The organism is Pseudoroseomonas sp. WGS1072 (assembly GCF_049340465.1).
Lineage (GTDB): Bacteria > Pseudomonadota > Alphaproteobacteria > Acetobacterales > Acetobacteraceae > Pseudoroseomonas.
The window spans coordinates 2,656,694-2,677,482 of record NZ_JBMPSU010000001.1 but is presented as its reverse complement, the minus strand read 5'-3'; the positions used below and the strand labels follow the sequence as shown (position 1 = coordinate 2,677,482).

The following is a 20,789-nucleotide window of genomic DNA, read 5'->3' as shown; positions in this document are numbered from 1 at the left end:
GGCTCCCCAAAGGCGCCGCCGGAAGGCAGTAGAGCAATCCGGCGCGGCGGCGCCAAGGCGGCCGCTCCCGGCCGCGCGTCTCAGCCGCGGGCGGGCGTGCTCGGCGTGCCCAGGACCGCCAGCACCTCCGCGACCGCCTGGAGCTGCTCGGCGCAGTGCCGCCAGCCCGGCGCGGCCGCCGTCGCCGCGGCGGCCGGGGCCGGCGGCACGGATTGCGCCACGCCGGCCGCGAAGCCGGCGCAGATCCGCGCGACCCGGTCGATCTCCTGGCCCAGCTCCGGTGGCGGCGGCGCCTCCTCCCGGCGCAGGGTATTGGCCAGCCCCTCCGCGAAGAGCAGGGCGGAGGCATAGAGGCGGATGCCGCGCCGGTCGTAGCGGGCGGCCATGTCGCGCACCTCGGGCGCTGTCAGCCGGCCGCGCAGGGACCAGCGCGCCGCGCCCTGTGCCGCGGCGATGCCGGCGTGCAGGCCGATCAGGCTGGCATGCGCGGCCGAGACGGCCTGCAGCCCGGCCCGCGCCCGCTCCAGCCCTTCCTCCGGCCGGCCGGCCGCCGCCGCCTCCACCGCCGCCCGGCAGCCCTGCAGCGCCTCCGCGAGGCGGCGCAGCAGGTCGCGCGCCGCGTCGTCGATCTGCCGCACCGGATCGGGCGTCATCAGGATCTGGCTGAACACGAGGCCGATGGTGGTGCCCACGGCCACATCGAGGTAGCGCACCAGCCCGGCCTGGGCCGGGCCCACGGCGAGGACCAGCACGGCCGAGACCCCGGCCTGGATCGGCACCACCGGCGGTTGCCCGTAGCCGGCGGCGATGAGGATGGCGAGGAAGCTGCCGAGGCCGACCCGCAGCAGCGGATAGGTGTCGGGCAGCAGCAGGGCCAGCTCACCGACGACGATGCCGGTGGTGACGCCGAGCATCAGCCCGACCGCCTGCCGCCCGTGGCTCGGCAGCCCCGGCGCCAGGCAGACCAGCGCGGTGACCGCCGCGAAGACCGGGTGCGAATGGCCGAAGGCGGCCACCGAGACCATCCAGGCCAGCGCCGCCGCCAGCGAGGCGGCGAAGGCGTCGCGCCAGGCCAGGCCCAGCCGCCCGAGCCATCGCGCCCCGATGGAGGCCGGCATGCCTTCTCCCTTTCTCGGCCGGAGTCGCTCCGGCCAGTCTGCCGCCTCCGCGCCGCCCGGGGAATGGCGGGCGTCGCGGCGCCCCCCCGCGCGGGGGGGGGGGAAAGCCCTTGCCCTTACTCGGCGGGCTGCAGCGCCAGATCCTCCTCCACCGGCAGGGGCGCGCCCTTCAGCGCGGACTGCAGGCGGACGGTGTCCAGTTCGCCCTCCCACCGGGCGACGACGATGGTGGCCACCGCGTTGCCGACCAGGTTGGTGAGCGCGCGGCACTCGGACATGAAGCGGTCGATGCCCAGGATCAGCGCCATGCCGGCGACGGGGACGGAGGGAACCACGGAGAGCGTCGCCGCCAGGGTGATGAAGCCCGCGCCGGTGATGCCCGCCGCGCCCTTGGAGGAGAGCATGGCGACCAGCAGCAGCAGCACCTGGTCCCAGATCGACAGCTCGATGCCGCAGGCCTGGGCGATGAACAGCGCCGCCATGGTCATGTAGATGTTGGTGCCGTCGAGGTTGAAGCTGTAGCCGGTGGGCACCACCAGCCCGACCACGGACTTCCTGCAGCCGGCGCGCTCGAGCTTCTCCATCAGCGTCGGCAGCGCCGCCTCGGAGGAGGAGGTGCCGAGCACCAGCAGCAGCTCCTCCTTGATGTAGCGGATCAGCGCCAGGATGGAGAAGCCGTTGTAGCGCGCGACGGCGCCCAGGACCACGAGCACGAAGAGCAGCGCGGTGACGTAGAAGGTGGCGATCAGCAGCGCCAGGTTGGCGATCGAGCCGATGCCGTACTTGCCGATGGTGAAGGCCATCGCGCCGAAGGCACCGATGGGCGCGGCCTTCATCAGGATGGCGACCAGCTTGAACATCGCCGCCGAGGCCGAGTGCAGCAGGTTCATCACCGGCTCGGCATGGTCGCCGATGGCGGAGAGCGCGATGCCGAAGAGCACGGCGAAGAACAGCACCTGCAGGATGTCGCCGGAGGCGAGGGCGGCCACCGGCGAGGCCGGGATGATGTTCATCAGGAAGCCGGTGATGGTGCTCTCATGCGCCTTGGCCGCATAGCCGGAGACGGCGCTGGCATCGAGCGAGGCGGGGTTGATGTTCAGCCCCGCGCCCGGCTGGACGATATTGGCGATGATCAGGCCGATGATCAGCGCCAGGGTGGAGAAGGTGAGGAAGTAGAGCATGGCCTTGCCGGCGACCCGCCCGACCTTGCCGACATCCCGCACGCCGGCGATGCCGACCACCACGGTCAGGAAGATGACCGGGGCGATGACCATCTTCACCAGCTTGATGAAGGCATCGCCCAGCGGCTTCATCTCGGCGCCGGTCTGCGGATAGAAATGCCCGAGCAGGATGCCGACCGTGATGGCGGCCAGCACCTGGACATAGAGATGCCGGTAGAAGCGCCTGGGCTTGACGGGCGGTGCCTTGCCGGCGACGGCGTGTTCCACGAAGGCCATGGTTGTTTCCTCCACCTTGGGGGCCCGCCATCGCCCTGCTCGGGATGTCGGGATGACAGCTGGATCAGGCCGCCCGGGGACACGGTCCGCGGATCGGCATGCCCCCCTCCATGGCAAGCCCGATGCCAGACCGCCGCGGCGGTTGGCATCCGGCCCAGATCATTGATCTTATACATGTTTAGAATGTGCCACCCCGCCGCCTCCGCCGCCGCCCGTGCGGATTTCCGCCCGCTTGACGCGGTCCCTGTGCGGAGATCCGCACGGATCCGTCCGGGCCTCCCGTGCTGACCTCCCCGCCGCGCGGGGTCCGGCGCGCCGCGCTGGCGCTCGCCGCCCTGACCCTCCTGGTGGCCGCGGACCGGCTCGCCGGGCGCCTTGCCACGCGCTTCGTCCTGGCCGAGATGGAGGCGGGCGCGCGCGCCGCCGCCGAGCTTCGCGCCACCGTGCTGCGGGCCGAGATCGAGAAGCAGCGCAGCCTGCCGGTGATCCTGGCGCAGGACCCGGACCTGATCCGCGCCCTCGATCGGCCGGAGCCCGGCCGCCTGGCGGCGCTGAACGTCAAGCTGGAGCGGCTGGCGGAAGGCACGCGCACCGCCGTCATCTATGCGCTGGACCGGGAGGGGCGCACCGTCGCGGCCAGCAACTGGCGCAGCGACACGAGCTTCGTCGGCCAGGACTACGCCTTCCGGCCCTATTTCCAGGAGGCGCTCGGGAGCGGCGCGGCCGAGCATTTCGCCCTCGGCACCGTCAGCCAGCGGCCGGGCCTCTACCTCACGCGCCGGCTGGAGGATGCCGGCGGGCCGCTCGGCGTCATCGTGGTCAAGGCCGAGTTCGCGGAGGTGGAGGAGGCGTGGCGGCGCCTGCGCGAACCGGTGCTGACGACCGACGACCGCGGCATCGTCACCGTCACCAGCGTGCCGGAATGGCATTTCCTGGCCACCCGGCCGCTGGAGCCCGCCGCCCGGGAGGCGATCCGCGGCAGCCTGCAGTTCGGCGAGACGCCGCTGCGCGACCTGGCCTTCACCCCCCATCAGGCGAGCGACGGCCACGGCCTGCTGCGGCTCGACGAGCCGGCGGCGCGCGGCCTCTTCCTCCCCGTCTCCACCCCCGTGCCGGGCACCGGCTGGAGCCTGACCCTGCTGGCTCCCACCGCGCCCACGCTGGAGGCGGCCCGCGCGGCCGCCCGGGCCTGGGCCCTGCTGCTCGGCCTGGCGCTGATGGCGCTGCTCGGCCTCACCCTGCGGCGACGGCGGCGCATGGCGCGGGAGCGGCGGCGCGAGGCGGAGCGGCGCCGGGCGCTGGAGGCCGAGGTCGGCCAGCGCACCGCCGAGCTCAGCGCCGCCAATGCCAGCCTTCGCGCCGAGGCCGAGGAGCGGCAGCGGGCCGAGGCGGCGCTGCACCGCATGCGCGACGAGCTGGGCCAGGCCAACCGGCTCGCCATCCTCGGCCAGATCACCGCCAGCGTGGCGCACGAGATCAATCAGCCGGTCGCCGCCATCCGCAGCTTCGCCGACAATGCCGCCGAGTTCGTGGCGCGCGGCGAGGCCGCCATGGCCGGCCGCGGGCTGGCCACCATCGCCGCCCTCACCGAGCGCATCGGCACCATCACCGCCGGGCTGCGCGGATTCGCCCGCAAGGCCACCGGCGAGGTGGAGCCGATGCCGATCCGCACCGCCATCGAGGGCGCCCTGCTGCTCCTCGGTCACCGCCTGCGCCACGAGGGCATCGCGGTCTCGCTGGCGATCGAGGGCGAGCCGTGCGTGCGGGCCGAGCGCGTGCGGCTGGAGCAGGTGCTGGTGAACCTGATCCAGAACGCCATCGAGGCGCTGCACGGCGCGGCGGCGCCCCGCATCGCCATCTCCGCCGCCGCCACGGGCGGGCGGGTCCGCGTCCGCGTCGCCGATAACGGGCCGGGACTGCCGCCCGAGGTCCGGCGTTCCTTGTTCATGCCGTTCACGACCACCAAATCCGCCGGGCTCGGACTGGGGCTGGTGATCTCGCGCGGGATCCTGGCCGATCTGGGCGGCACGCTGGAGGCGCCGGAGACGCCGGGCGGCGCCAGCTTCGTCATCACGCTGGACGAGGCCGGCCCAGGGATGAGCGAGGGGATGAGCCGGGAGACGGGCCAGCGAGGGAGCGGCTGAATGGATGTCGTGTTCGTCGATGATGACGACACTCTGCGCGAGGCCAACCTGCAGAGCTTCGCCCTGGCCGGACTGGAGGCCATGGCCGTCGCCTCGGCGCCGCGCGCGCTCGAGGTGGTGGACGCGGAGTTTCCCGGCGTCGTCGTCACCGATGTGCGGATGCCCGGCATGGACGGGATCGCCCTGTTCCACGAGCTGCGCCGCCGCGACCCGGACCTGCCGGTGATCCTGGTCACGGGTCATGGCGACATCCCGATGGCGGTCGCGGCGATGCGCGAGGGTGCCTATCACTTCCTGCCCAAGCCCTACGCGGTGGCCGAGCTGGTGTCGGCGGTGCGGCATGCCCTCGAGAAGCGGCGGCTGGTGCTGGAGAACCGCCGCCTGGCCCGCGCGGTCGAGGCCGGGGCCGATACCAGCCTGCTCGGCGACGCGCCGGCCATGCAGGCGCTGCGCCAGCGGCTGCGGCAGATCGCCGATACCGGTGTCGACGTGCTGATCGAGGGCGAGACCGGCAGCGGAAAGGATGTCGTCGCCTCCGCCCTGCACCGCTGGAGCCGCCGCGCGCACCGGCCCTTCGTCGCCCTCAACTGCGGTGCCCTGCCGGAGAGCGTGATCGAGAGCGAGCTGTTCGGCCACGAGGCCGGCGCCTTCACCGGCGCGCAGAAGCGCCGCATCGGCCGCATCGAGCATGCCGATGGCGGCACGCTCTTCCTCGACGAGATCGAGGCCATGTCGCCCGCCGTCCAGGTGAAGCTGCTGCGCGTGCTGGAGAGCCGCGAGATCGCGCCGCTCGGCACGAACGAGGTGCGGCGGCTCGACCTGCGCGTCGTCGCCGCCACCAAGGTCTCGCTGCTCGATCTGGCGCGGCGCGGCCGGTTCCGCGAGGATCTCTACTACCGCCTGCACGTGGTGACGCTGCGGGTCCCGCCCCTGCGGGAGCGGCGCGCCGACATCCCGCTGCTCTTCGCGCATTTCCTGGAGCGCGCGGCGGCACGCTTCGGCCGCGCGGCGCCGCCGCCCGGCGAGGCGGTGCGGCGGCACCTCGCCACGCATGACTGGCCGGGCAATGTGCGCGAGCTGACGCACTACGCCGAACGCGTCGCCCTCGGGCTGGCCGAGGACACGCCCCTGCCCGGCGGCGGCAGGGAGGATGACGCGGCCCCGCTGCCGCAGCGCGTCGATGCCTTCGAGGCGGCGGCCATCACGGAGGCGCTCGCGGCGCATCAGGGCGATGTGCGGGCCGTGGTGGAGGCGCTCGGCCTGCCGCGCAAGACCTTCTACGACAAGCTGAAACGCCACGGCATCGACCCGAACGACCACCGTCCGGGCCGCCGCTAGAGCAGATCCCGATCACCGGATCGGGTGAAGATGCCCGCGAGAACAGGTGGCTGGAGCGTCTGCCGTGGGCCAGGGCGAACGGACGACGCTCCAGGCGGCCTCAGCGCTTCAGGGCGAGGCGCCGGGCCGGCGGTCCCACGGGCGCGGCCGCGAAGGCGGCGCGCACATCCTCCGGCCATTCCGCCACCTTGCGCCGCCCTAGATCGACGCAGAGGAACAGCAACTCGCATTCCGCGCTCTCCCAGCCCTCCTCGGCATGGAACAGGCGGTGGCGCAGCAGCAGGCGCTTGGCGTCATGCGCGATGATCTCGGTGCTGGCGGCGAGCGGCATGCCGAGCGTCACCTCGCGCCGGTAGGCGATCCAGTTCTCGGCCGCGAAGGTGCCGAGGTCGCGCTCGCGGAAGCCGGGGCCGAGACGAAGGGCGGGCCAGACGACATCGGTCGCCATGTCGAAGGCCACGACATAGTAGGCCAGGTTCATATGGCCGTAGTGATCCACCCATTCCGGGCGGACGGCGCCGACGGCGAAGCGTTCCGCCCAGGGTTGCACCGTCACGTCGCTCATGGCCAGGCGGCCTCCTCTCTCCTTCGCCGCTTCGGGGAAGCGGTTCGCACCCGGCCGGTTAAATCGGGCCGGGCTGGGCGGCACAAGGGGCCGCAGGCGGTGCGCCGCCGGTGGCGGGACGCATCCCCGCACGGGCTGTGCGTGAAAAAGGCCCCGGATGTCGCCATCCGGGGCCTCCTAGCATTGCCTGCGGGCGGCTGGCGCCCACCGCACGGGCCTTCTCAGGCCGGCACGGCCTCCCGCGATCCGGAGAGCCGGGACGGGGCGTGGCACGCCGACATCAAACAATGAGACACCGGATCACCTCCTTTCATGCTGTTGCTGGGACAGATGACATGGGCCGCCGGCCGGCTGGCCGCAAGCCTTCCTCAGCCGGGATCGGGAGGCGCGTATTCGCTGACCAGGGGCCGCAGCCGCTCCGGTCCGGGGTCGAAGGGGGCGAGCAGGCGGACCTCGCCACCCTGCGCCAGGACCTCCTCACCCGTCTCGTCCAGCCGGACGCCCCTGACCAGCAGCAGCGCCGTCTCCGGCTGCCGTTCGGCCAGGGCCATGAGTTCGGCGCGGCCGAGCGGCACCGGTGCCGCGGTGGCAGTGCTGGCGCGGACCAGGACATGCAGCCGGGCGCCCCGGCGGCGGGCCACCAGATCCAGTGGCTGGCCACGCGGTGCCGGTCGTACCGTCCAGCCGAGCGCCTCGAGATGCGCCCGCGCCACCGCCAGGCCATGCGCCACCACGGCGGCCCGCGCGCGCGGCGGCAGCCCGCCGCCCTGCCCGCCCAGGCCGCGGCCGGGGCGGCCGGCGGCGGCATTCTCCACCTCGATGCGTTCCGGCGGCGGAGCGGGTGGCATGGCGCCGGCATCCTCGGCGGCATGGATGCGGCCGAGCAGGGCGGCGAAGCGCCCGGCATCCTCCAGGAAGCCCGCATCCGACGGCAGCGCCGCCGCCGGATAGCGGCGGGCCGCCACCGCCGCCCCCTCATAGGACCGGCCCAGCGCGCCGCCGCCCAGATCGAAGGGAAGCGTCAGGCCGGGCTCGGCGGCGAGGTCCGCGGCGAGGACGGCCCGCCCCGCCGCGACCAGCCGCGCCATCATCGCCGCCGGGCGCGGCCGGAAGGCGCCATCCTCGTAGAAGGTCGAGCCATGGGCGAGGGAGAGATAGGCCGCCTCCCCCGCCGCGTCGAAGAGATAGACGCAGTACCAGCCCTGCCGCGCGCTGGGTGAGCGGGTCCGCGAATGGAAGCGCGTCCAGGGCAGGCGCGCCTTCGAGCCCAGGCCGTCGCGCCCCTCGGCGCGGAGATCCTCGCCATGGGCGCCCAGCGCCCGGACCAGCCGCGCCCGCCCGCGCATCAGCGCCGCCGGCAGGAGGCGGCGCACCAGCAGGCCGCGCCGCTGCATCGCCGGGGTCGGCAGGGCGCTGTACTGGCGCTGCAGCCGCAGGATCTCGGCGATCTCGTCCCGCACGCCGGCGTCAGCCGCAGCCTTCGGGATTGAGCCAGCCGGCGGGCTGCCCGGCCTCGTCGCGCACGCCCGCGGCGCCCGCGCAGAGCGGATGCAGCGTGAAACGGCGCCCGTCCTCCCCGGGCCAGGGCGGCTCGACGCCGACCGGGCGGAGCGTCTCGCGCCGGGCCGGCCGGCCCGGCGGGCCGAGCTCGGCCACGCATTCCAGCCGCTCCCCACCGGGGCGTTGCAGGCGGACCAGCACGCGGCCGTGGTTCATCGGCATGGCGGCGGTGACGACGCCCCCCGCCTCGCCCTCCAGGCAGGCCACCAGGCCGGGCGCCATGGCCGGCAGGAAGCGGGTCCAGCCCTCGTCCTGCTGCGCCGCGGCCGGCAGGGTCGCCAGCGCGAGCCCGAAGGCCATGAAGGGGGCGAGGCGGGGGCGCACGGTCAGTGGATCTCCTTGGACCTGGCGAGCGCCTCCTTCAGCGCCGCCACCGAGAATTGGCCGGAGGCGCAGAGATCCAGGATCGGCTTCTCGCGCCGCGTGCAGAGATCGATCGCCGCCGGCAGACGGCGCACGGCGTCCTGCGGGATGACCACCGCGCCGTGCCGGTCGGCATGCACCACCGCGTCGTGGTCGCAGGCCATGCCGTGCACCGAGACATCCAGCCCGTAGGCCACCATGTGGACATGCGCGTGGCTCGGATTGATCACGCCGCCCAGGATCTGGAACTCGGGCGCCAGCATGTCGATGTCGCGGTAGGAGCCGTTGGTGACGCAGCCCTGGGCACCCAGCGCCTTGTGCACCGCCGAATGCACCTCGCCCCAGAAGGCGCCGTAGCCCGGCGTGTCGTCGAGATCCTGCAGGACCACCACGGTCGGCATGGCGGCATCGGCCACGTATTCGTACCAGCCGGTGCGGATGGACTGCTCCTTCGCCGCCTCGCGGCCGGAGGGGGCGGCGGCACGGATGGCGCCGGTGCGGGCCAGGCCGCAGATCGGGCGGAGCGTCACGTCGGCCGGCACCAGCGGGCGGACGGTGTAGCCATAGCCGCGCCGCTCGGGCGAGGTGATCTCCAGCGCGTTGCAGATGGTGGGCGTGTCCCAGGCGCGCAGCGCTTCCAGGTCGGCGGCGGTGAAGGGGTAGTCGGTCATGCGGGTCTCCTCCGGGCTTCTGACGGCCGGGAGAGGATCGGACGGAAGCGGAGCCGCGTCAAAGGGGCGCGGCGCGCCCGCCGGGACTTCGGGGGGCGTGCCGGGGGGGCGTGCCGGAGGCCCATGCCGATGTCAGGGCCCTGTCCGCCGGCGGGTGCTTCCTCCCCCGCCCCTCACCTCAGCCCGGGTGGCGGTGCCGCCGGGCCTCCTGGCGCATCCGCTCCGCGCGGCGGCGCTCCTCCTCGGCGCGGCGGGCGGCCTCGCGCTGCCGCTCCTCGAAGCGCCGGCGTTCCTCGTCGCGGTGCCGGCGCTCCTCCTCCTCGCGGCGGCGGGCCTCGCGGTGGCGCTCCTCCAGCTGGCGGCGCTCCGCCTCCCAGTGCCGCTGCTCCCGCTCGGCATGGCGCCGCGCCTCGATCTCCCGGCGGCGCGCCTCCTCCTCACGCAGGCGGCGCCATTCATCCGGGCGCTGCGCGGCGGCCGCCAGGGGCGTGCCCGCCGCCAGGGACACCAGGCCAAGTCCCAGCAGGTCACGTCGTCGCATCGCGCCGCCTCCCTTACCGCCGGCCGGCGGGATCGCCGGACCGACAGGGGGAGGCTCGCCCCGCCGCGTGGCGCGGGCGCGGCGGCGGCGCGGCGAAACCGGGGCAGCCCTCACCGGGGCAGCCCGGAGGCGGGCTCAGCCGCGCGGCGTGCCCGCCTCGCCGAGATCCCACCACATCCCGGCGAAGGCCAGCAGCCCCTCGCGCGCCGGCGCGGTCAGCAGATGTTCGTCGGGCCCGTGCTGCTTGCAGCCGTTGTAGCTGTGCGGCACCCAGACCAGAGGCACGCCGAGATGATCGACGAAGACATCGCCCGGCAGGCCGCCGCTGCTGTTGGGGATGATCTGCACCCGCTTGCCCAGGCTGCGCTGCATGCTCTCCTGCGCCCAGCGCACCCAGGGGTGGTCCGGCGCGGTTCGGCTGGCCGGCATGCGCAGCCCCGCATTCTCGATGCGCACCAGCTCCAGCCCGGCCGCGTCCAGGTGGCGGCGCAGCGCCGGCTCGAAGCCGGAGGGATTGCTGTCCACGGTGTAGCGGATCTGGCAATGCGCCCGCGCCCAGGGGGCCACGGCATTGACCGGATTCTCCGGCCGGCCGCTCAGCATGGCCAGCACGATGAAGCTGTTCCAGCCATAGATCTTCTCGGCATCGCTCAGCCCCGGCTCGCCCCAGCCGGCATCGATGCTCGCCGCGCCGTCGCCACCGCCGACCGGGCAGTCCCGCAGCACGGCGCGCACCGCCTCCGGCACGCCGGCCCCGCCGCCCGGCAGCCAGTCGCGCAGCCGCACGCGCCCGTCCTTGTCGGCGATGCTGGCGATGGCGTGGGCGAGCAGGATGGCCGGATCGCGCGTCAGCCCGCCCCAGTGGCCGGAATGCACGCCGCCCTCGCGCAGCGACACGGCGAGGTCACAATGCCAGGTGCCGCGCGTGCCGGTGGCGATGGTCGGCAGGCCGGGCTCGACGCGCGGCCCGTCGGAGGCGATCAGCGCGTCGGCGGCCAGTTCCTCCGCATGGGCGGCGACGAAGTCGCGCAGGCCCTTGCTGCCGCGCTCCTCGGCCATTTCCAGCACCAGCTTCACATTGGCGCCGAGCCGGCCGCCCCGCTCCTGCAGCACCGCCTCCAGGGCCGCCAGATTGATGGCGTGCTGGCCCTTGTTGTCGGCGGTGCCGCGGCCGTACCAGCGGTCGCCGCGATCGGTCAGGCGCCAGGGCTCGAGCCCCTCGGACCATTGCTCGTCCAGCCCGGCCACGGTGTCGCCATGACCATAGAGCAGCACGGTCGGGCGCGCGGGGTCCTCGATGCGCAGGGCGGTGAGGATCGGGCCGAAGCCCTCCTCGGGATTGGGATGCAGCGTGACGGTGAAGCCGAGCCGCTCCAGCCAGGGCTGGATCAGCCCGGTCAGGTAGCGCTCCATCTCCCCCACCCGCCCGGCCTCCTGCGAGCTGGAGGGCACCGAGACCAGATCGCCCAGCAGGGTACGGAAATGGCCCTCGTCGAAGAAACGCCCCGCCCTGGCCAATGCCTCGTCGCGTGTGCCCATCATCATCTCCTCATTCCGGCTCCCGCGCGGGTGTCGCGCGGGCCCGCCGGCGGGAAGCCGCCCCGCCGGGCCACCCGCGTCCATGGACCCGAGCCGCGCCGGCCGCAAGGCGGGGCGCGGCCCTTTGGCGCTCAGCGCCGGTTTCGGAATCCCGTCGGCCCGGCGCGGGCCGTCAGCGCGTGCGGACCGGCGCCGCGCCGCCCGAGCCCTGCCCCGCCGCGCCGACACCGAGCAGAGCGCCGGCCACCAGCGGCAGCACGATGCCGACAGGCCCCGCCAGGCCAAGGCCACCCGGCTCCAGCTGCACCGGCGCCGGCTCCTCGGCCATGGCCGGCGCCGCCACGGCGGCGGGCGGCGCCACCAGGCGGGGCTGCGACTGGCCGCGCGCCGCCACGACCAGGCCGGCCTCGGCCGGCACCGCCAGGCTGCGAAGCTGGGCCTGCGCCACGCCCGGGGGGAGCGCCAGCAGGGCAGCCGGGACCAGCGCCGCCAGCCGTGGCATCACGCCCCGAGGGCGTTCAGAGCATGGCATTCGGCTTCTCCGGCATGGTCTCGATGAAGGATGGCAGGGTCATGCAGGCGGCCTCGGCCCCCAGCAGCCGCGGATAGGGCAGGTGCACGCCGAAGCGGCGCGCGGCATAGAGCTGCGGCACCAGGCAGATATCGGCAAGATTGGGCGAATCGCCGAAGCAGAAGGGGCCGGGCGAACTGTCCAGCAGGGTCTCGCAGGCATCCAGGCCCTGGGCGATGCATTGCCGGGCCCAGCCCTGCACATCCCCCTCCGAAAGCCCGCCGCTCAGCATGTGGGTCAGCACGCGCTGCGTGTGCAGCGGCTGGATATCGGCCACGATGGCCAGGGCGAAGCTGCGGACCTTGCAGCGCAGCTGCGGATCGGGTGGCAGCAGCGGCGGGCTGGGCCAGATCTCCTCCAGCCATTCCAGAATGGCCACGGACTGGCTGAGCACGGTGCCGTCGTCCAGCTCGATGGCCGGCAGCAGGCCCTGGCGGTTGAGGCGCAGCGTCCCGGCGCCACGCGGGCCACCGTCGGGGGTGTCATGCCATACGGAACCGGCGGCGACGCCCTTCAATGCGAGGGCTATCCTGACCCGCCACGTGGCCGACGATGTCCGGTAGCCGTGAAGACGCATGCCTACCCTTTCCGCTCGCGTCAACGTGAGGATATGGCCGGGTTCTGTCAACCTTTTGATGAATTCGGGCCTTGCGCGCGTCATGTCCGGCCCGTTCGGCCGTGGAGGAGGACAGCCGAATGGACCAGACCGATCGACGCATCCTGCGGGCCCTGGCGCGCAACGCCCGGCTGACCAATGCCGAGCTGGCCGAGGAGGTCGGCCTCTCGCCCTCCCCCTGCTGGACCCGGGTGCGGCGGCTGGAGCAGGCGGGGGTGATCGAGGGCTATGTGGCCCTGCTGAACCAGTCGATGCTCGGCCTGCCGGACACCGTCTTCGTCGAGGTCATGGTCGAGAAGCATGACGAGGCCGCGCTCTCCCGCTTCGAGCAGGCGGTGCTGGACATGCCCGAGGTGCTGGAATGCCACCTCACCACCGGTGAGTACGACTATCTGCTGAAGGCCGCCGTCGGCGGCACCGCGGGCTACGAGGCCCTGCTGCGGGAGAAGCTCTACCGCCTGCCCGGCGTCCGCCACACCCGCACGGCCTTCGCGCTGCGCTGCCTCAAGCGCAGCCTCTCCCCCGCGCCCTGAGCGGCCGGCGAGGGATTCGGGCCGTCAGGACGGGCGCCTGAGCCGCGCCAGCGCCTCCGCCACCGTTGCCACCGGCAAGCTGTCCAGGGGCTGGTGGCGCAGCACCGAGACCGCGGGGCCGCGCGGGGCGCAGAGGGCCGGGTCGCTGTCGGCGCCGAACAGCGCCACGGTCGGGCAGCCCGAGGCCGCCACCAGATGCGTCGGTCCGGTGTCGTTGCCGACGGCGAAGGCGGCGCGCCGCCCCAGGGCGCCGATCTGCTCCAGCGTGGTGCGGCCGGTCAGGTCGATGGCGCCGGGCGCCCCGGCGCGGATGGCGGCGGCCAGCTCCCTCTCGCCCGGCCCGCCCAGCACCGCCACCGGCAGATCGAGCCCGGCCGCCAGGGCGGCATAGGCGGCGGCCGGCCAGCGCTTGCCGGGCCGGCCCGGCGAGGCGCCGGGAATCAGCAGGCCGAAGCGCGGCGGCAGGTCGAGGCCGGAGACATCCCCCGCCATCCAGCTCATGTCCGGCGCCGGGACGTGGTGGATCCCGGCCAGCGCCAGCTGCTCGCGCTGGCGCTCCAGCGTGTGCATCCGGTCACGCTGCGGATTGGCGTGCGGATGGCTGGCGCCGCGGGCGATGCCGGACCATTCCGGCGCCGGCCCGGTGAACCAGCGGTAGCGCGAGGATCGGCCCGAGGTCTGCAGGTCGTAGACCCGGTCGAAGCCCGCCCGGCGCAGCCGCAGCGCCAGCCGCGTCACGGCGCGCAGGTCGCTCCAGGCCGGCCGGCCGTCGGACCAGACCTCGTCGAACCACGGGGCGCGGCGCAGCAGCGGGGCGAAGGGCGGCGTGGTCAGCAGGACGATGCGGGCGGCAGGGTGGTGCGCGCGGATGGCCGCGAAGGCCGGGAAGGCCTGCACCACGTCGCCCAGCGCCGCCAGCTTGATCACCAGGATGCTGGCGGGCTTCACAGCAGCTCCCGGTAGACGGCCAGGGTCGCCCGCTGCATGGCCGCGGTGGTGTAGGTCCGGCGCACCATGGCCTGGGCCCGGGCGCCGATGGCGGCGCGTGCCTCCGCCGGCATGGCCAGGACACGGGCGATGCCGCGGGCCAGCGCGGCCGGCTCCCCGGGCGGCACGCGCCAGCCCGTCTCGCCCTCTTGCACCGTCTCGCGCGGGCCGCCGAGATCGCTGGCGATCACCGGCCGGGCCATGGCCTGGGCCTCGATCACGCTGCGCCCGAAGGCCTCGGCATCGGTCGAGCAATGCAGCACCAGATCGGCCAGCAGCAGCGCCGCCGGCATGTCCTCGCCATGCCCGGCCAGCGTGAAATCGCCGCCGAGGCCGAGCGCCGTGCCGTAGCGCAGCAGCTCCTCGGCATACAGGCCGCGCCCGAAGTCGCCGAGCAGCACCGCGAAGGGGCGCGGCGGCGGCAGCATGGCCAGCGCCTCGAGCAGCACCTTCTGGCCCTTCCAGCGGCTGATCCTGGCCGGCAGCAGCAGCACCGGCCGGCGCGACGGCAGGCGCCAGGCGGCGCGCAACGCCTCCAGCCGGCCGGGCTCCACCGCCGCCGGGTCGAAGCGGCGCGGATCGACGCCGCGCGGGATGACGCGCAGCCGCGACGGATCGATGCGATGCCGCTCGGCGATCAGCCCGGCGATGAAATGGCTGATGGCGATGACCCGCTCGCCCCGCGCCATCACCGAGTTGTACAGCCGCTTGCCGGGGAAATCCTCGTTGTAGGTGCCGTGATAGGTGGTGACGAAACGCGCCCCGCTCCGGCGCGCCGCCATCAGCCCGGCCCAGGCGGGCGCCCGGCTGCGCGCATGCAGGAGCGACACCCCCTCGCGGCGGACGAGCCCGTCCAGGTCGGCGGCATTGCGCCAGAGCGCCAGCGGCGACTTGTCCGCCAGGGACGGCATGGTGACATGGCGTGCGCCGACCGCCTCCAGCTCCGGTACCATCCTGCCGCCCGCCGAGGCCACCAGGGCCCGGAATCCCGCCGCCGCCAGGGCCTCGGCGATCTCCACCGTGCCGCGCTCGACCCCGCCCGAGGCCATCGAGGGCAGGATCTGCAGGATGGCGGGCGCGCTGGAACCGGGATCGATCATGCGGCGGCCCGAATAGAACAGATACGGGCGCAGGAAAATGCCCCGGGGATCCGCCGGGCGGCCGGACCCGCAACCCTGGCGAGTATTCGATGATGGAATGAAGTTATTGTGAAGCCAATCCAGGCCTTGCCGAAAGCATGGCCTCAGAAAACCGGCTAACAGTTTCTCATCTTTGAGATCCTCCAGACGATAAGTGCAGGAAAAGCGGGATGCAGCAGCGGATGCCGGAAGTCAGGGGAGAGCGGCTGCATTATCTGGATCAGTTGCGCGCGTTCCTGATGTTTCTGGGCATCCCCTATCACACCGCGCTGGCCTTCTCGGTACACCAGCCCTGGATCGTCGATGCCGCCGCGGACTCACCGCTGCTGAGCTGGCTGGCCCAGTTGAGCCACACCTTCCGCATGCCGGTCTTCTTCGTCATCGCCGGCTATTTCGCCGTGATGATGCTGCGCCGGCGCGGCCCCCTGCCCTGGTGGCGGGACCGGCTGTGGCGGCTGGGGCTGCCCCTTCTCACCGTCGGCCTGCTGCTCAATCCGCTGCAGATGCTGGCCGGAAGCATGACCGATCCGGCCGATACCATGACCGAGTGGCGGGCCCGCCTCGCCATGCCGGGCGAGCACTGGGTCGCGCATCTGTGGTTCCTGATCGACCTGCTGGCCTATTGCTCCCTGCTCGCCGGCCTGGCCTGGATCGGGCGCCGGCGGCCCGGTCTTCGCGCCGCCACCGCGCGGGCGGCCGGCTGGCTGGAGCGGCACCGGATGCTGCGCCATGCCCTGCTGCCGCTGACCGGCGCGTTCGTGGTGGCCGCGGTGATCGCGCTGCACCTGATCGGGGTCAACAACCTGCTCAACAATGCCCTGGTGGTCGCGCGCACCGTCACCCACCTGCCGGTCTTCCTGCTCGGCGCCGCCCTGGCCTGGAAGCCGGACTGGCTCGCCCGTTTCCTGCGCGCCGACGCGCGGGCCTGGCTGCTGGCCCTGGCGCTGGTGCCGGTGCTGGCGGCGATCCAGTGGCGCGAGCCGCTGTCGATGCGTGCCGCCACCTACTTCCTCTCCCCCATCGTCGGCATCCTGATGGCCCATGTCCTGATGTCGGCGGCGCGGCGCTGGTTCAACCAGGCCAGCCCGCTGACACGCCATCTCGTGGACTCCTCCCTGACGGTCTACCTCTTCCACCAGGTCTTCATCGTCTTCGGCGTGGTGCTGCTGATGGAGAGCGGCCTGCCGCCCCTGGCGCAGTTCCTCCTCATCGTCGCCGCCACGGTGCCGCTCTGCCTGCTGGTGCACGCGGTGATCCGCCGCAGCGGCACGCTGTCCCTGCTGTTCAACGGCGCCCGGCCCCGCGCCCGCATCGCCGTGCCGGCCCCGGTCTCGCCGCCCCTGGCGCCCGGCTGACGCAGCCTCACCCCGGCGGGCGGATGCGGTAGGGCACGACGCCCCGCTGCAGGCTGCCGACATCGAGGGACTGGCTGGCCGGCGGCACGGCGCGGTGGCGGCAGTCGGTGCGCTCGCAGGCCCGGCAGCCGGGCCCGATCGGGTCGAAGAAGCCGGGCTCGCTGAGGTCGAGACCGGTGGCATAGACCGTCTGCCCCGCATAGGCCGTCTCGCAGCCGATGACGATGGCGACGTTGCGCGGCCGGCTGAGATAGGCGCCGCCGCCCCGCCCCACCGTGCGGGCAATGCTCAGATAGCTCACCCCGTCCGGCGTCTGCGCCACCTGCACCAGCACGCGGCCGGGCTGGGCGAAAGCGCGATAGACGTTCCACAAGGGGCAGGGCCCGCCGAAGCGGGCGAAGCGGAAGCGCGTGGCGCTGCTGCGCTTCAGCACGTTGCCGGCGATGTCGGTCTTGACCAGGAAGAAGGGAATGCCCGGCCGCCCCGGCCGCTGCAACGTGCTGAGCCGGTGGCAGACCTGCTCGAAACTGGCGCCGAAGCGGCCCTGCAGCCGCTCCACGTCGTAGCGCAGCAGCTCGGCCTCGGCCAGGAAGCGCTCATAGGGCATCAGCAGCGCGCCGGCGAAGTAGTTGGCGAGGCCGATGCGGGCGAGCGAGCGGGCCTCGGCGCTGGACAGCCGCGCCGCGCGCACCTCGGAGAGGATGGCGCGGCGCTGCTCCAGCAGCCCGATGACATGGGCCATCCAGAACAGGCGGCTGGCCGGCGCCGCCTCCTGCGCCAGGGCCAGGACCCGCTCCACCCGCTGCAGCCGCCAGACCGTGCCCTGCGCCAGCAGGGAGGGATCGTCGGCCACCGCGATGCCGTGCCGGTCCAGCAGATGGCGGGCAAGGTCGTCCTGGGTCGGCGCGCCCCCGCGGCCGATGCGCCCGGCCAGGGCCTCGGCGGCGCGGTCGAGCCGGTCGAAATGGTTCTGCCGCGACTGCACCCAGTCGCGTACCTCGTCATAGGGGAAGTGCGGCACGCCGGCGAAATCCTCGCCCGCCATGCCGCGCGCGCGCAGCGCCTGGTGCTGCTCGTCCAGCGCCAGATAGGCACGGTAGAGTTCGAGGAAACGCTCGGCCAGCTCGGGCGCGGCGCGGACGGCGGCGCGCGCCTCCTCGGCCGGGACGGTGGCGCGGCCGAAGAGCGGATCGCCCGTGGCCTCGCGCAGGCTGCCGGCCAGCCGCTCGTCATCCGCATCGGCGAAGAGGCTCTCGGGCACGCCGAGCCAGGCGGCGGCGCGGCCGCGCAGCGCGGCGGGCATGGGGCGGAGATCGGCCTCGATCTGGCTGAGATAGCTGGGCGAAATGCCGAGGCCGCGCGCCATCGCGCCCTGGCCGAGCCCCCGCCCCCGCCGCAGGCGGCGCAGCCGGTCGCCCGCGAAGATCTTGGGTTCCTTTCCGCTCTGGGATTGGCTCTTCACAATCTTCACAAAATCCGCCGCCTCCTTGGCATGAATATGCAAGGCGACGGGCTGACACCAGCGCGGATCATGGCAAAATTGGCAAAATCTCGAGGGAGTATGCGCGAGCCATGATCACCCATGACGTGAAGGTCCATCCCGAGGCCGACCGGCTGCCCCGCCAGGGGCAGCTGGCCTGGAAGATCGCCGAGGTGGCGGCCGATCCGGTGGCGGTCGAGCCCGAGGTCAGCGAGATGATCATCAACCGGGTCATCGACAACGCTTCCGTCGCCATCGCCGCCATCAACCGTCATCCCGTCGTCACCGCCCGCGCCCAGGCCCTGGCCCATGCCCGGCCGGGCGGCGCCACGGTCTTCGGCTGCGGCCCGGATGTGCGCGTGCACGCCGAATGGGCCGCCTGGGCGAACGGCACGGCGGTGCGCGAGCTCGACTACCACGACACCTTCCTGGCCGCCGACTACTCCCATCCGGGCGACAACATCCCGCCGCTGCTCGCCGTCGCGCAGCAATGCGGCAGCGACGGCGCGGCGCTGATCCGCGGCCTCGCCACCGGCTACGAGATCCAGGTCGACCTGGTGCGGGCGATCTGCCTGCACGAGCACAAGATCGACCACGTGGCGCATCTCGGCCCCTCGGCCGCCGCCGGCATCGGCACCATGCTCGGCCTGCCGACCGAGGCGATCTACCAGGCGATCCAGCAGGCGCTGCACGTCACCACCGCCACGCGCCAGAGCCGCAAGGGCGAGATCAGCTCCTGGAAGGCCTTCGCGCCGAGCCACGCCGGCAAGCTGGCGATCGAGGCGGTGGATCGCGCCATGCTGGGCGAGGGCGCGCCGAGCCCGATCTACGAGGGCGAGGACAGCGTCATCGCCCGCATGCTGGATGGCAAGGACGCGCATTACCGCGTGCCGCTGCCCGCGCCGGGCGAGGCGAAGCGCGCCATCCTCGACACCTACACCAAGGAGCATTCGGCCGAGTACCAGTCCCAGGCGCTGATCGACCTCGCCTTCCGCATGGGCAAGAAGGTCACGAACTGGGACGACGTGAAGGAGATCGTGGTGCAGACCAGCCACCACACCCATTACGTCATCGGCACCGGCGCCAACGACCCGCAGAAGATGGACCCCAAGGCCTCGCGCGAGACGCTGGACCATTCCATCATGTACATCCTGGCCGTGGCCTTGCAGGACGGCGAATGGCACCACGTCCGCTCCTACCTGCCGGAGCGCGCGGCACGGCCCGACACGGTGCGGCTCTGGCACAGGATCCGCACCGTCGAGGACCCGAAGTGGACGGAGCGCTACCACTCGCGCGACCCGAACGTGAAGGCCTTCGGCGGCAAGGTCGAGATCGTCCTGAACGACGGCACGGTGATCGCCGACGAGCTGGCGGTGGCCAATGCGCACACGCTGGGCGCGACGCCCTGGACGCGGCCGGACTATATCCGCAAGTTCGAGACGCTGACCGAGGGGCTGATCGAACCCTCGGAATCGCGCCGCTTCCTCGACCTGGTGCAGCGCCTGCCGGAGCTGAAGGCGGCCGACCTGCTCGGGCTCACCGTGGCGCTGCCGCAGGGCCGGCTCACCCGCAACGACCGCGCCGGCATCTTCAACCACACGGCCTGAGGCCGGGAGGGAGAACACGATGAGCGAGACGACAGCCAACGCGCCGAAGCCCAAGAAGTCGGTCGCGCTGTCGGGCGTGCCGGCGGGCAACACGGCGCTCTGCACCGTGGGCCGCACCGGCAACGACCTGCACTACCGCGGCTATGACATCCTCGACGTGGCCGAGGCCGCCGAGTTCGAGGAGATCGCCTATCTTCTCGTGCACGGCAAGCTGCCGGACGTGGCGGAGCTCGCGGCCTACAAGCGCAAGCTGAAGGCGCTGCGCGGCCTGCCCGCCAGCCTGCGCACGGTGCTGGAGGCGCTTCCCGCCGCCTCCCACCCGATGGACGTGATGCGGACCGCCGTCTCGGTGCTGGGTTGCGTGCAGCCGGAGAAGGAGGACCACAACCACCCCGGCGCGCGCGACATCGCCGATCGGCTGATGGCCTGCCTCGGCCCGGCGCTGCTCTACTGGTACCACTTCTCGCACAACGGCCGGCGCATCGAGGTGGAAACCGATGACGACAGCATCGGCGGCCATTTCCTGCACCTGCTGCACGGCGAGGCGCCGCCGGCCGAATGGGTGCGGGCCATGCACACCTCGCTGATCCTCTATGCCGAGCACGAGTTCAACGCCTCGACCTTCACCTGCCGCGTCGTCGCCGGCACCGGCTCGGACCTGTACTCCGCCATCGCCGCCGGCATCGGCGCGCTGCGCGGGCCGAAGCACGGCGGCGCCAACGAGGTCGCGCTGGAGGTGCAGCAGCGCTACGCGACGCCCGAGGAGGCCGAGGCGGATATCCGCCGCCGCGTCGAGGCGAAGGAGGTGGTGATCGGCTTCGGCCATCCGGTCTACACCGTCTCCGATCCGCGCAACGTGGTCATCAAGGAGGTGGCGCGGCGGCTCTGCAAGGCGCAGGGCACGCTGGCGCGCTTCGAGATCGCCGACCGGATCGAGGCCGTGATGGCCGAAACCAAGCGGATGTTCGCCAATCTCGACTGGTTCTCGGCCGTCTCCTACCAGGCGATGGGCGTGCCGACCGCGATGTTCACGCCGCTCTTCGTCATCGCCCGCACCTCGGGCTGGAGCGCGCATGTCATCGAGCAGCGCATCGACGGCAAGATCATCCGCCCGACCGCGAACTACACGGGGCCGGAGAATCTCGAATTCGTGCCGCTGAAGAAGCGCTGACGCCGCCGCCTCACGGCCTTCCCGCCCGGTCCGG

General features: G+C 73.1%; 19 protein-coding genes. 6 read left to right on the top strand and 13 right to left on the bottom strand.

From position 1 onward, the window contains the following. Positions 1-80: 80 nt before the first annotated feature. Positions 81-1,118: an FUSC family protein gene (locus tag ACF3NH_RS12645; RefSeq protein WP_422923242.1), complete on the bottom strand. Its 1,038-nt coding sequence runs from the start codon at positions 1,116-1,118 to the stop codon at positions 81-83. A gap of 116 nt (positions 1,119-1,234) precedes the next feature. Beyond that, complete coding sequence (locus tag ACF3NH_RS12640) at positions 1,235-2,575, bottom strand: dicarboxylate/amino acid:cation symporter (RefSeq protein WP_198367456.1); 1,341 nt, start codon at positions 2,573-2,575, stop codon at positions 1,235-1,237. Positions 2,576-2,856: 281 nt separating this feature from the next. On the opposite strand from ACF3NH_RS12640, the gene ACF3NH_RS12635 reads away from it, so the two are divergent. Then, positions 2,857-4,719, top strand: a complete 1,863-nt coding sequence (locus ACF3NH_RS12635) for a sensor histidine kinase (RefSeq protein ID WP_422923239.1) — start codon at positions 2,857-2,859, stop codon at positions 4,717-4,719. Next, positions 4,720-6,057, top strand: a complete 1,338-nt coding sequence (locus tag ACF3NH_RS12630; protein WP_422923237.1) for a sigma-54-dependent transcriptional regulator — start codon at positions 4,720-4,722, stop codon at positions 6,055-6,057. It begins immediately after the preceding gene. A gap of 100 nt (positions 6,058-6,157) precedes the next feature. Here ACF3NH_RS12630 and ACF3NH_RS12625 read toward each other — a convergent pair whose 3' ends face one another. The 8 genes from ACF3NH_RS12625 to maiA all read right to left on the bottom strand — a co-directional run bounded on the left by ACF3NH_RS12625 (position 6,158) and on the right by maiA (position 12,444). Next, positions 6,158-6,622: an acyl-CoA thioesterase gene (locus ACF3NH_RS12625; RefSeq protein ID WP_422923235.1), complete on the bottom strand. Its 465-nt coding sequence runs from the start codon at positions 6,620-6,622 to the stop codon at positions 6,158-6,160. Positions 6,623-6,990: 368 nt separating this feature from the next. After that, on the bottom strand, positions 6,991-8,082 hold the full coding sequence (locus ACF3NH_RS12620; protein ID WP_422923233.1) for an MrcB family domain-containing protein: 1,092 nt from the start codon (positions 8,080-8,082) through the stop codon (positions 6,991-6,993). A 7-nt stretch (positions 8,083-8,089) separates the two neighbouring features. Next, a complete protein-coding gene (locus ACF3NH_RS12615; RefSeq protein ID WP_422923231.1) occupies positions 8,090-8,506 on the bottom strand; it encodes a hypothetical protein in 417 nt (138 codons plus the stop codon). Positions 8,507-8,508: 2 nt separating this feature from the next. Continuing rightward, complete coding sequence (locus tag ACF3NH_RS12610) at positions 8,509-9,216, bottom strand: RraA family protein (protein WP_198367461.1); 708 nt, start codon at positions 9,214-9,216, stop codon at positions 8,509-8,511. A gap of 178 nt (positions 9,217-9,394) precedes the next feature. Then, positions 9,395-9,757 (bottom strand): hypothetical protein, encoded by a 363-nt coding sequence (locus ACF3NH_RS12605; RefSeq protein WP_422923229.1) that lies wholly within the window; start codon positions 9,755-9,757, stop codon positions 9,395-9,397. A 135-nt stretch (positions 9,758-9,892) separates the two neighbouring features. Continuing rightward, complete coding sequence (locus tag ACF3NH_RS12600; protein WP_422924790.1) at positions 9,893-11,296, bottom strand: M20/M25/M40 family metallo-hydrolase; 1,404 nt, start codon at positions 11,294-11,296, stop codon at positions 9,893-9,895. Positions 11,297-11,468: 172 nt separating this feature from the next. Beyond that, the gene (locus ACF3NH_RS12595) at positions 11,469-11,801 is read right to left on the bottom strand and encodes a hypothetical protein (RefSeq protein WP_198367464.1); all 333 of its coding nucleotides are present in this window, start codon (positions 11,799-11,801) and stop codon (positions 11,469-11,471) included. 13 nt (positions 11,802-11,814) lie between these two features. Then, positions 11,815-12,444, bottom strand: a complete 630-nt coding sequence (gene maiA, locus ACF3NH_RS12590) for a maleylacetoacetate isomerase (protein ID WP_422923226.1) — start codon at positions 12,442-12,444, stop codon at positions 11,815-11,817. Positions 12,445-12,563: 119 nt separating this feature from the next. On the opposite strand from maiA, the gene ACF3NH_RS12585 reads away from it, so the two are divergent. Then, a complete protein-coding gene (locus ACF3NH_RS12585) occupies positions 12,564-13,016 on the top strand; it encodes an Lrp/AsnC family transcriptional regulator (protein WP_198367466.1) in 453 nt (150 codons plus the stop codon). Between the two features lie 24 nt (positions 13,017-13,040). Here the strand turns inward: ACF3NH_RS12585 and ACF3NH_RS12580 are convergent, their stop codons facing one another. Next, entirely contained in the window at positions 13,041-13,964 is a 924-nt protein-coding gene (locus tag ACF3NH_RS12580) for a glycosyltransferase family 9 protein (protein ID WP_422923224.1), read from the bottom strand. Further along, entirely contained in the window at positions 13,961-15,103 is a 1,143-nt protein-coding gene (locus ACF3NH_RS12575) for a glycosyltransferase family 4 protein (protein WP_422923222.1), read from the bottom strand. Before ACF3NH_RS12575 ends, ACF3NH_RS12580 begins: the two co-directional genes overlap by 4 nt. A 209-nt stretch (positions 15,104-15,312) precedes the next feature. Between ACF3NH_RS12575 and ACF3NH_RS12570 the strand changes: the two genes are divergently transcribed. Beyond that, positions 15,313-16,497, top strand: coding sequence for an acyltransferase family protein (locus ACF3NH_RS12570; protein ID WP_422923220.1), 1,185 nt, complete (start codon positions 15,313-15,315; stop codon positions 16,495-16,497). A gap of 7 nt (positions 16,498-16,504) precedes the next feature. On the opposite strand, the gene ACF3NH_RS12565 is transcribed toward ACF3NH_RS12570, so the two are convergent. Next, a complete protein-coding gene (locus tag ACF3NH_RS12565; RefSeq protein WP_198367470.1) occupies positions 16,505-17,968 on the bottom strand; it encodes a helix-turn-helix domain-containing protein in 1,464 nt (487 codons plus the stop codon). 101 nt (positions 17,969-18,069) lie between these two features. On the opposite strand from ACF3NH_RS12565, the gene ACF3NH_RS12560 reads away from it, so the two are divergent. Continuing rightward, a complete protein-coding gene (locus ACF3NH_RS12560; protein ID WP_422923217.1) occupies positions 18,070-19,584 on the top strand; it encodes an MmgE/PrpD family protein in 1,515 nt (504 codons plus the stop codon). A gap of 19 nt (positions 19,585-19,603) precedes the next feature. Next, positions 19,604-20,755, top strand: a complete 1,152-nt coding sequence (gene prpC, locus ACF3NH_RS12555) for a bifunctional 2-methylcitrate synthase/citrate synthase (protein ID WP_198367472.1) — start codon at positions 19,604-19,606, stop codon at positions 20,753-20,755. Positions 20,756-20,789: the final 34 nt, after the last annotated feature.

Bases quoted from the DNA above. Each gene is read 5' to 3' on its own strand.
- ACF3NH_RS12645 (WP_422923242.1), bottom strand. From the start codon at position 1,118: ATGCCGGCCTCCATCGGGGCGCGATGGCTCGGGCGGCTGGGCCTGGCC.
- ACF3NH_RS12640 (WP_198367456.1), bottom strand. From the start codon at position 2,575: ATGGCCTTCGTGGAACACGCCGTCGCCGGCAAGGCACCGCCCGTCAAG.
- ACF3NH_RS12630 (WP_422923237.1), top strand. From the start codon at position 4,720: ATGGATGTCGTGTTCGTCGATGATGACGACACTCTGCGCGAGGCCAAC.
- ACF3NH_RS12625 (WP_422923235.1), bottom strand. From the start codon at position 6,622: ATGAGCGACGTGACGGTGCAACCCTGGGCGGAACGCTTCGCCGTCGGC.
- ACF3NH_RS12610 (WP_198367461.1), bottom strand. From the start codon at position 9,216: ATGACCGACTACCCCTTCACCGCCGCCGACCTGGAAGCGCTGCGCGCC.
- ACF3NH_RS12605 (WP_422923229.1), bottom strand. From the start codon at position 9,757: ATGCGACGACGTGACCTGCTGGGACTTGGCCTGGTGTCCCTGGCGGCG.
- ACF3NH_RS12600 (WP_422924790.1), bottom strand. From the start codon at position 11,296: ATGGGCACACGCGACGAGGCATTGGCCAGGGCGGGGCGTTTCTTCGAC.
- maiA (WP_422923226.1), bottom strand. From the start codon at position 12,444: ATGCGTCTTCACGGCTACCGGACATCGTCGGCCACGTGGCGGGTCAGG.
- ACF3NH_RS12585 (WP_198367466.1), top strand. From the start codon at position 12,564: ATGGACCAGACCGATCGACGCATCCTGCGGGCCCTGGCGCGCAACGCC.
- ACF3NH_RS12575 (WP_422923222.1), bottom strand. From the start codon at position 15,103: ATGATCGATCCCGGTTCCAGCGCGCCCGCCATCCTGCAGATCCTGCCC.
- ACF3NH_RS12570 (WP_422923220.1), top strand. From the start codon at position 15,313: ATGCAGCAGCGGATGCCGGAAGTCAGGGGAGAGCGGCTGCATTATCTG.
- ACF3NH_RS12560 (WP_422923217.1), top strand. From the start codon at position 18,070: ATGATCACCCATGACGTGAAGGTCCATCCCGAGGCCGACCGGCTGCCC.
- prpC (WP_198367472.1), top strand. From the start codon at position 19,604: ATGAGCGAGACGACAGCCAACGCGCCGAAGCCCAAGAAGTCGGTCGCG.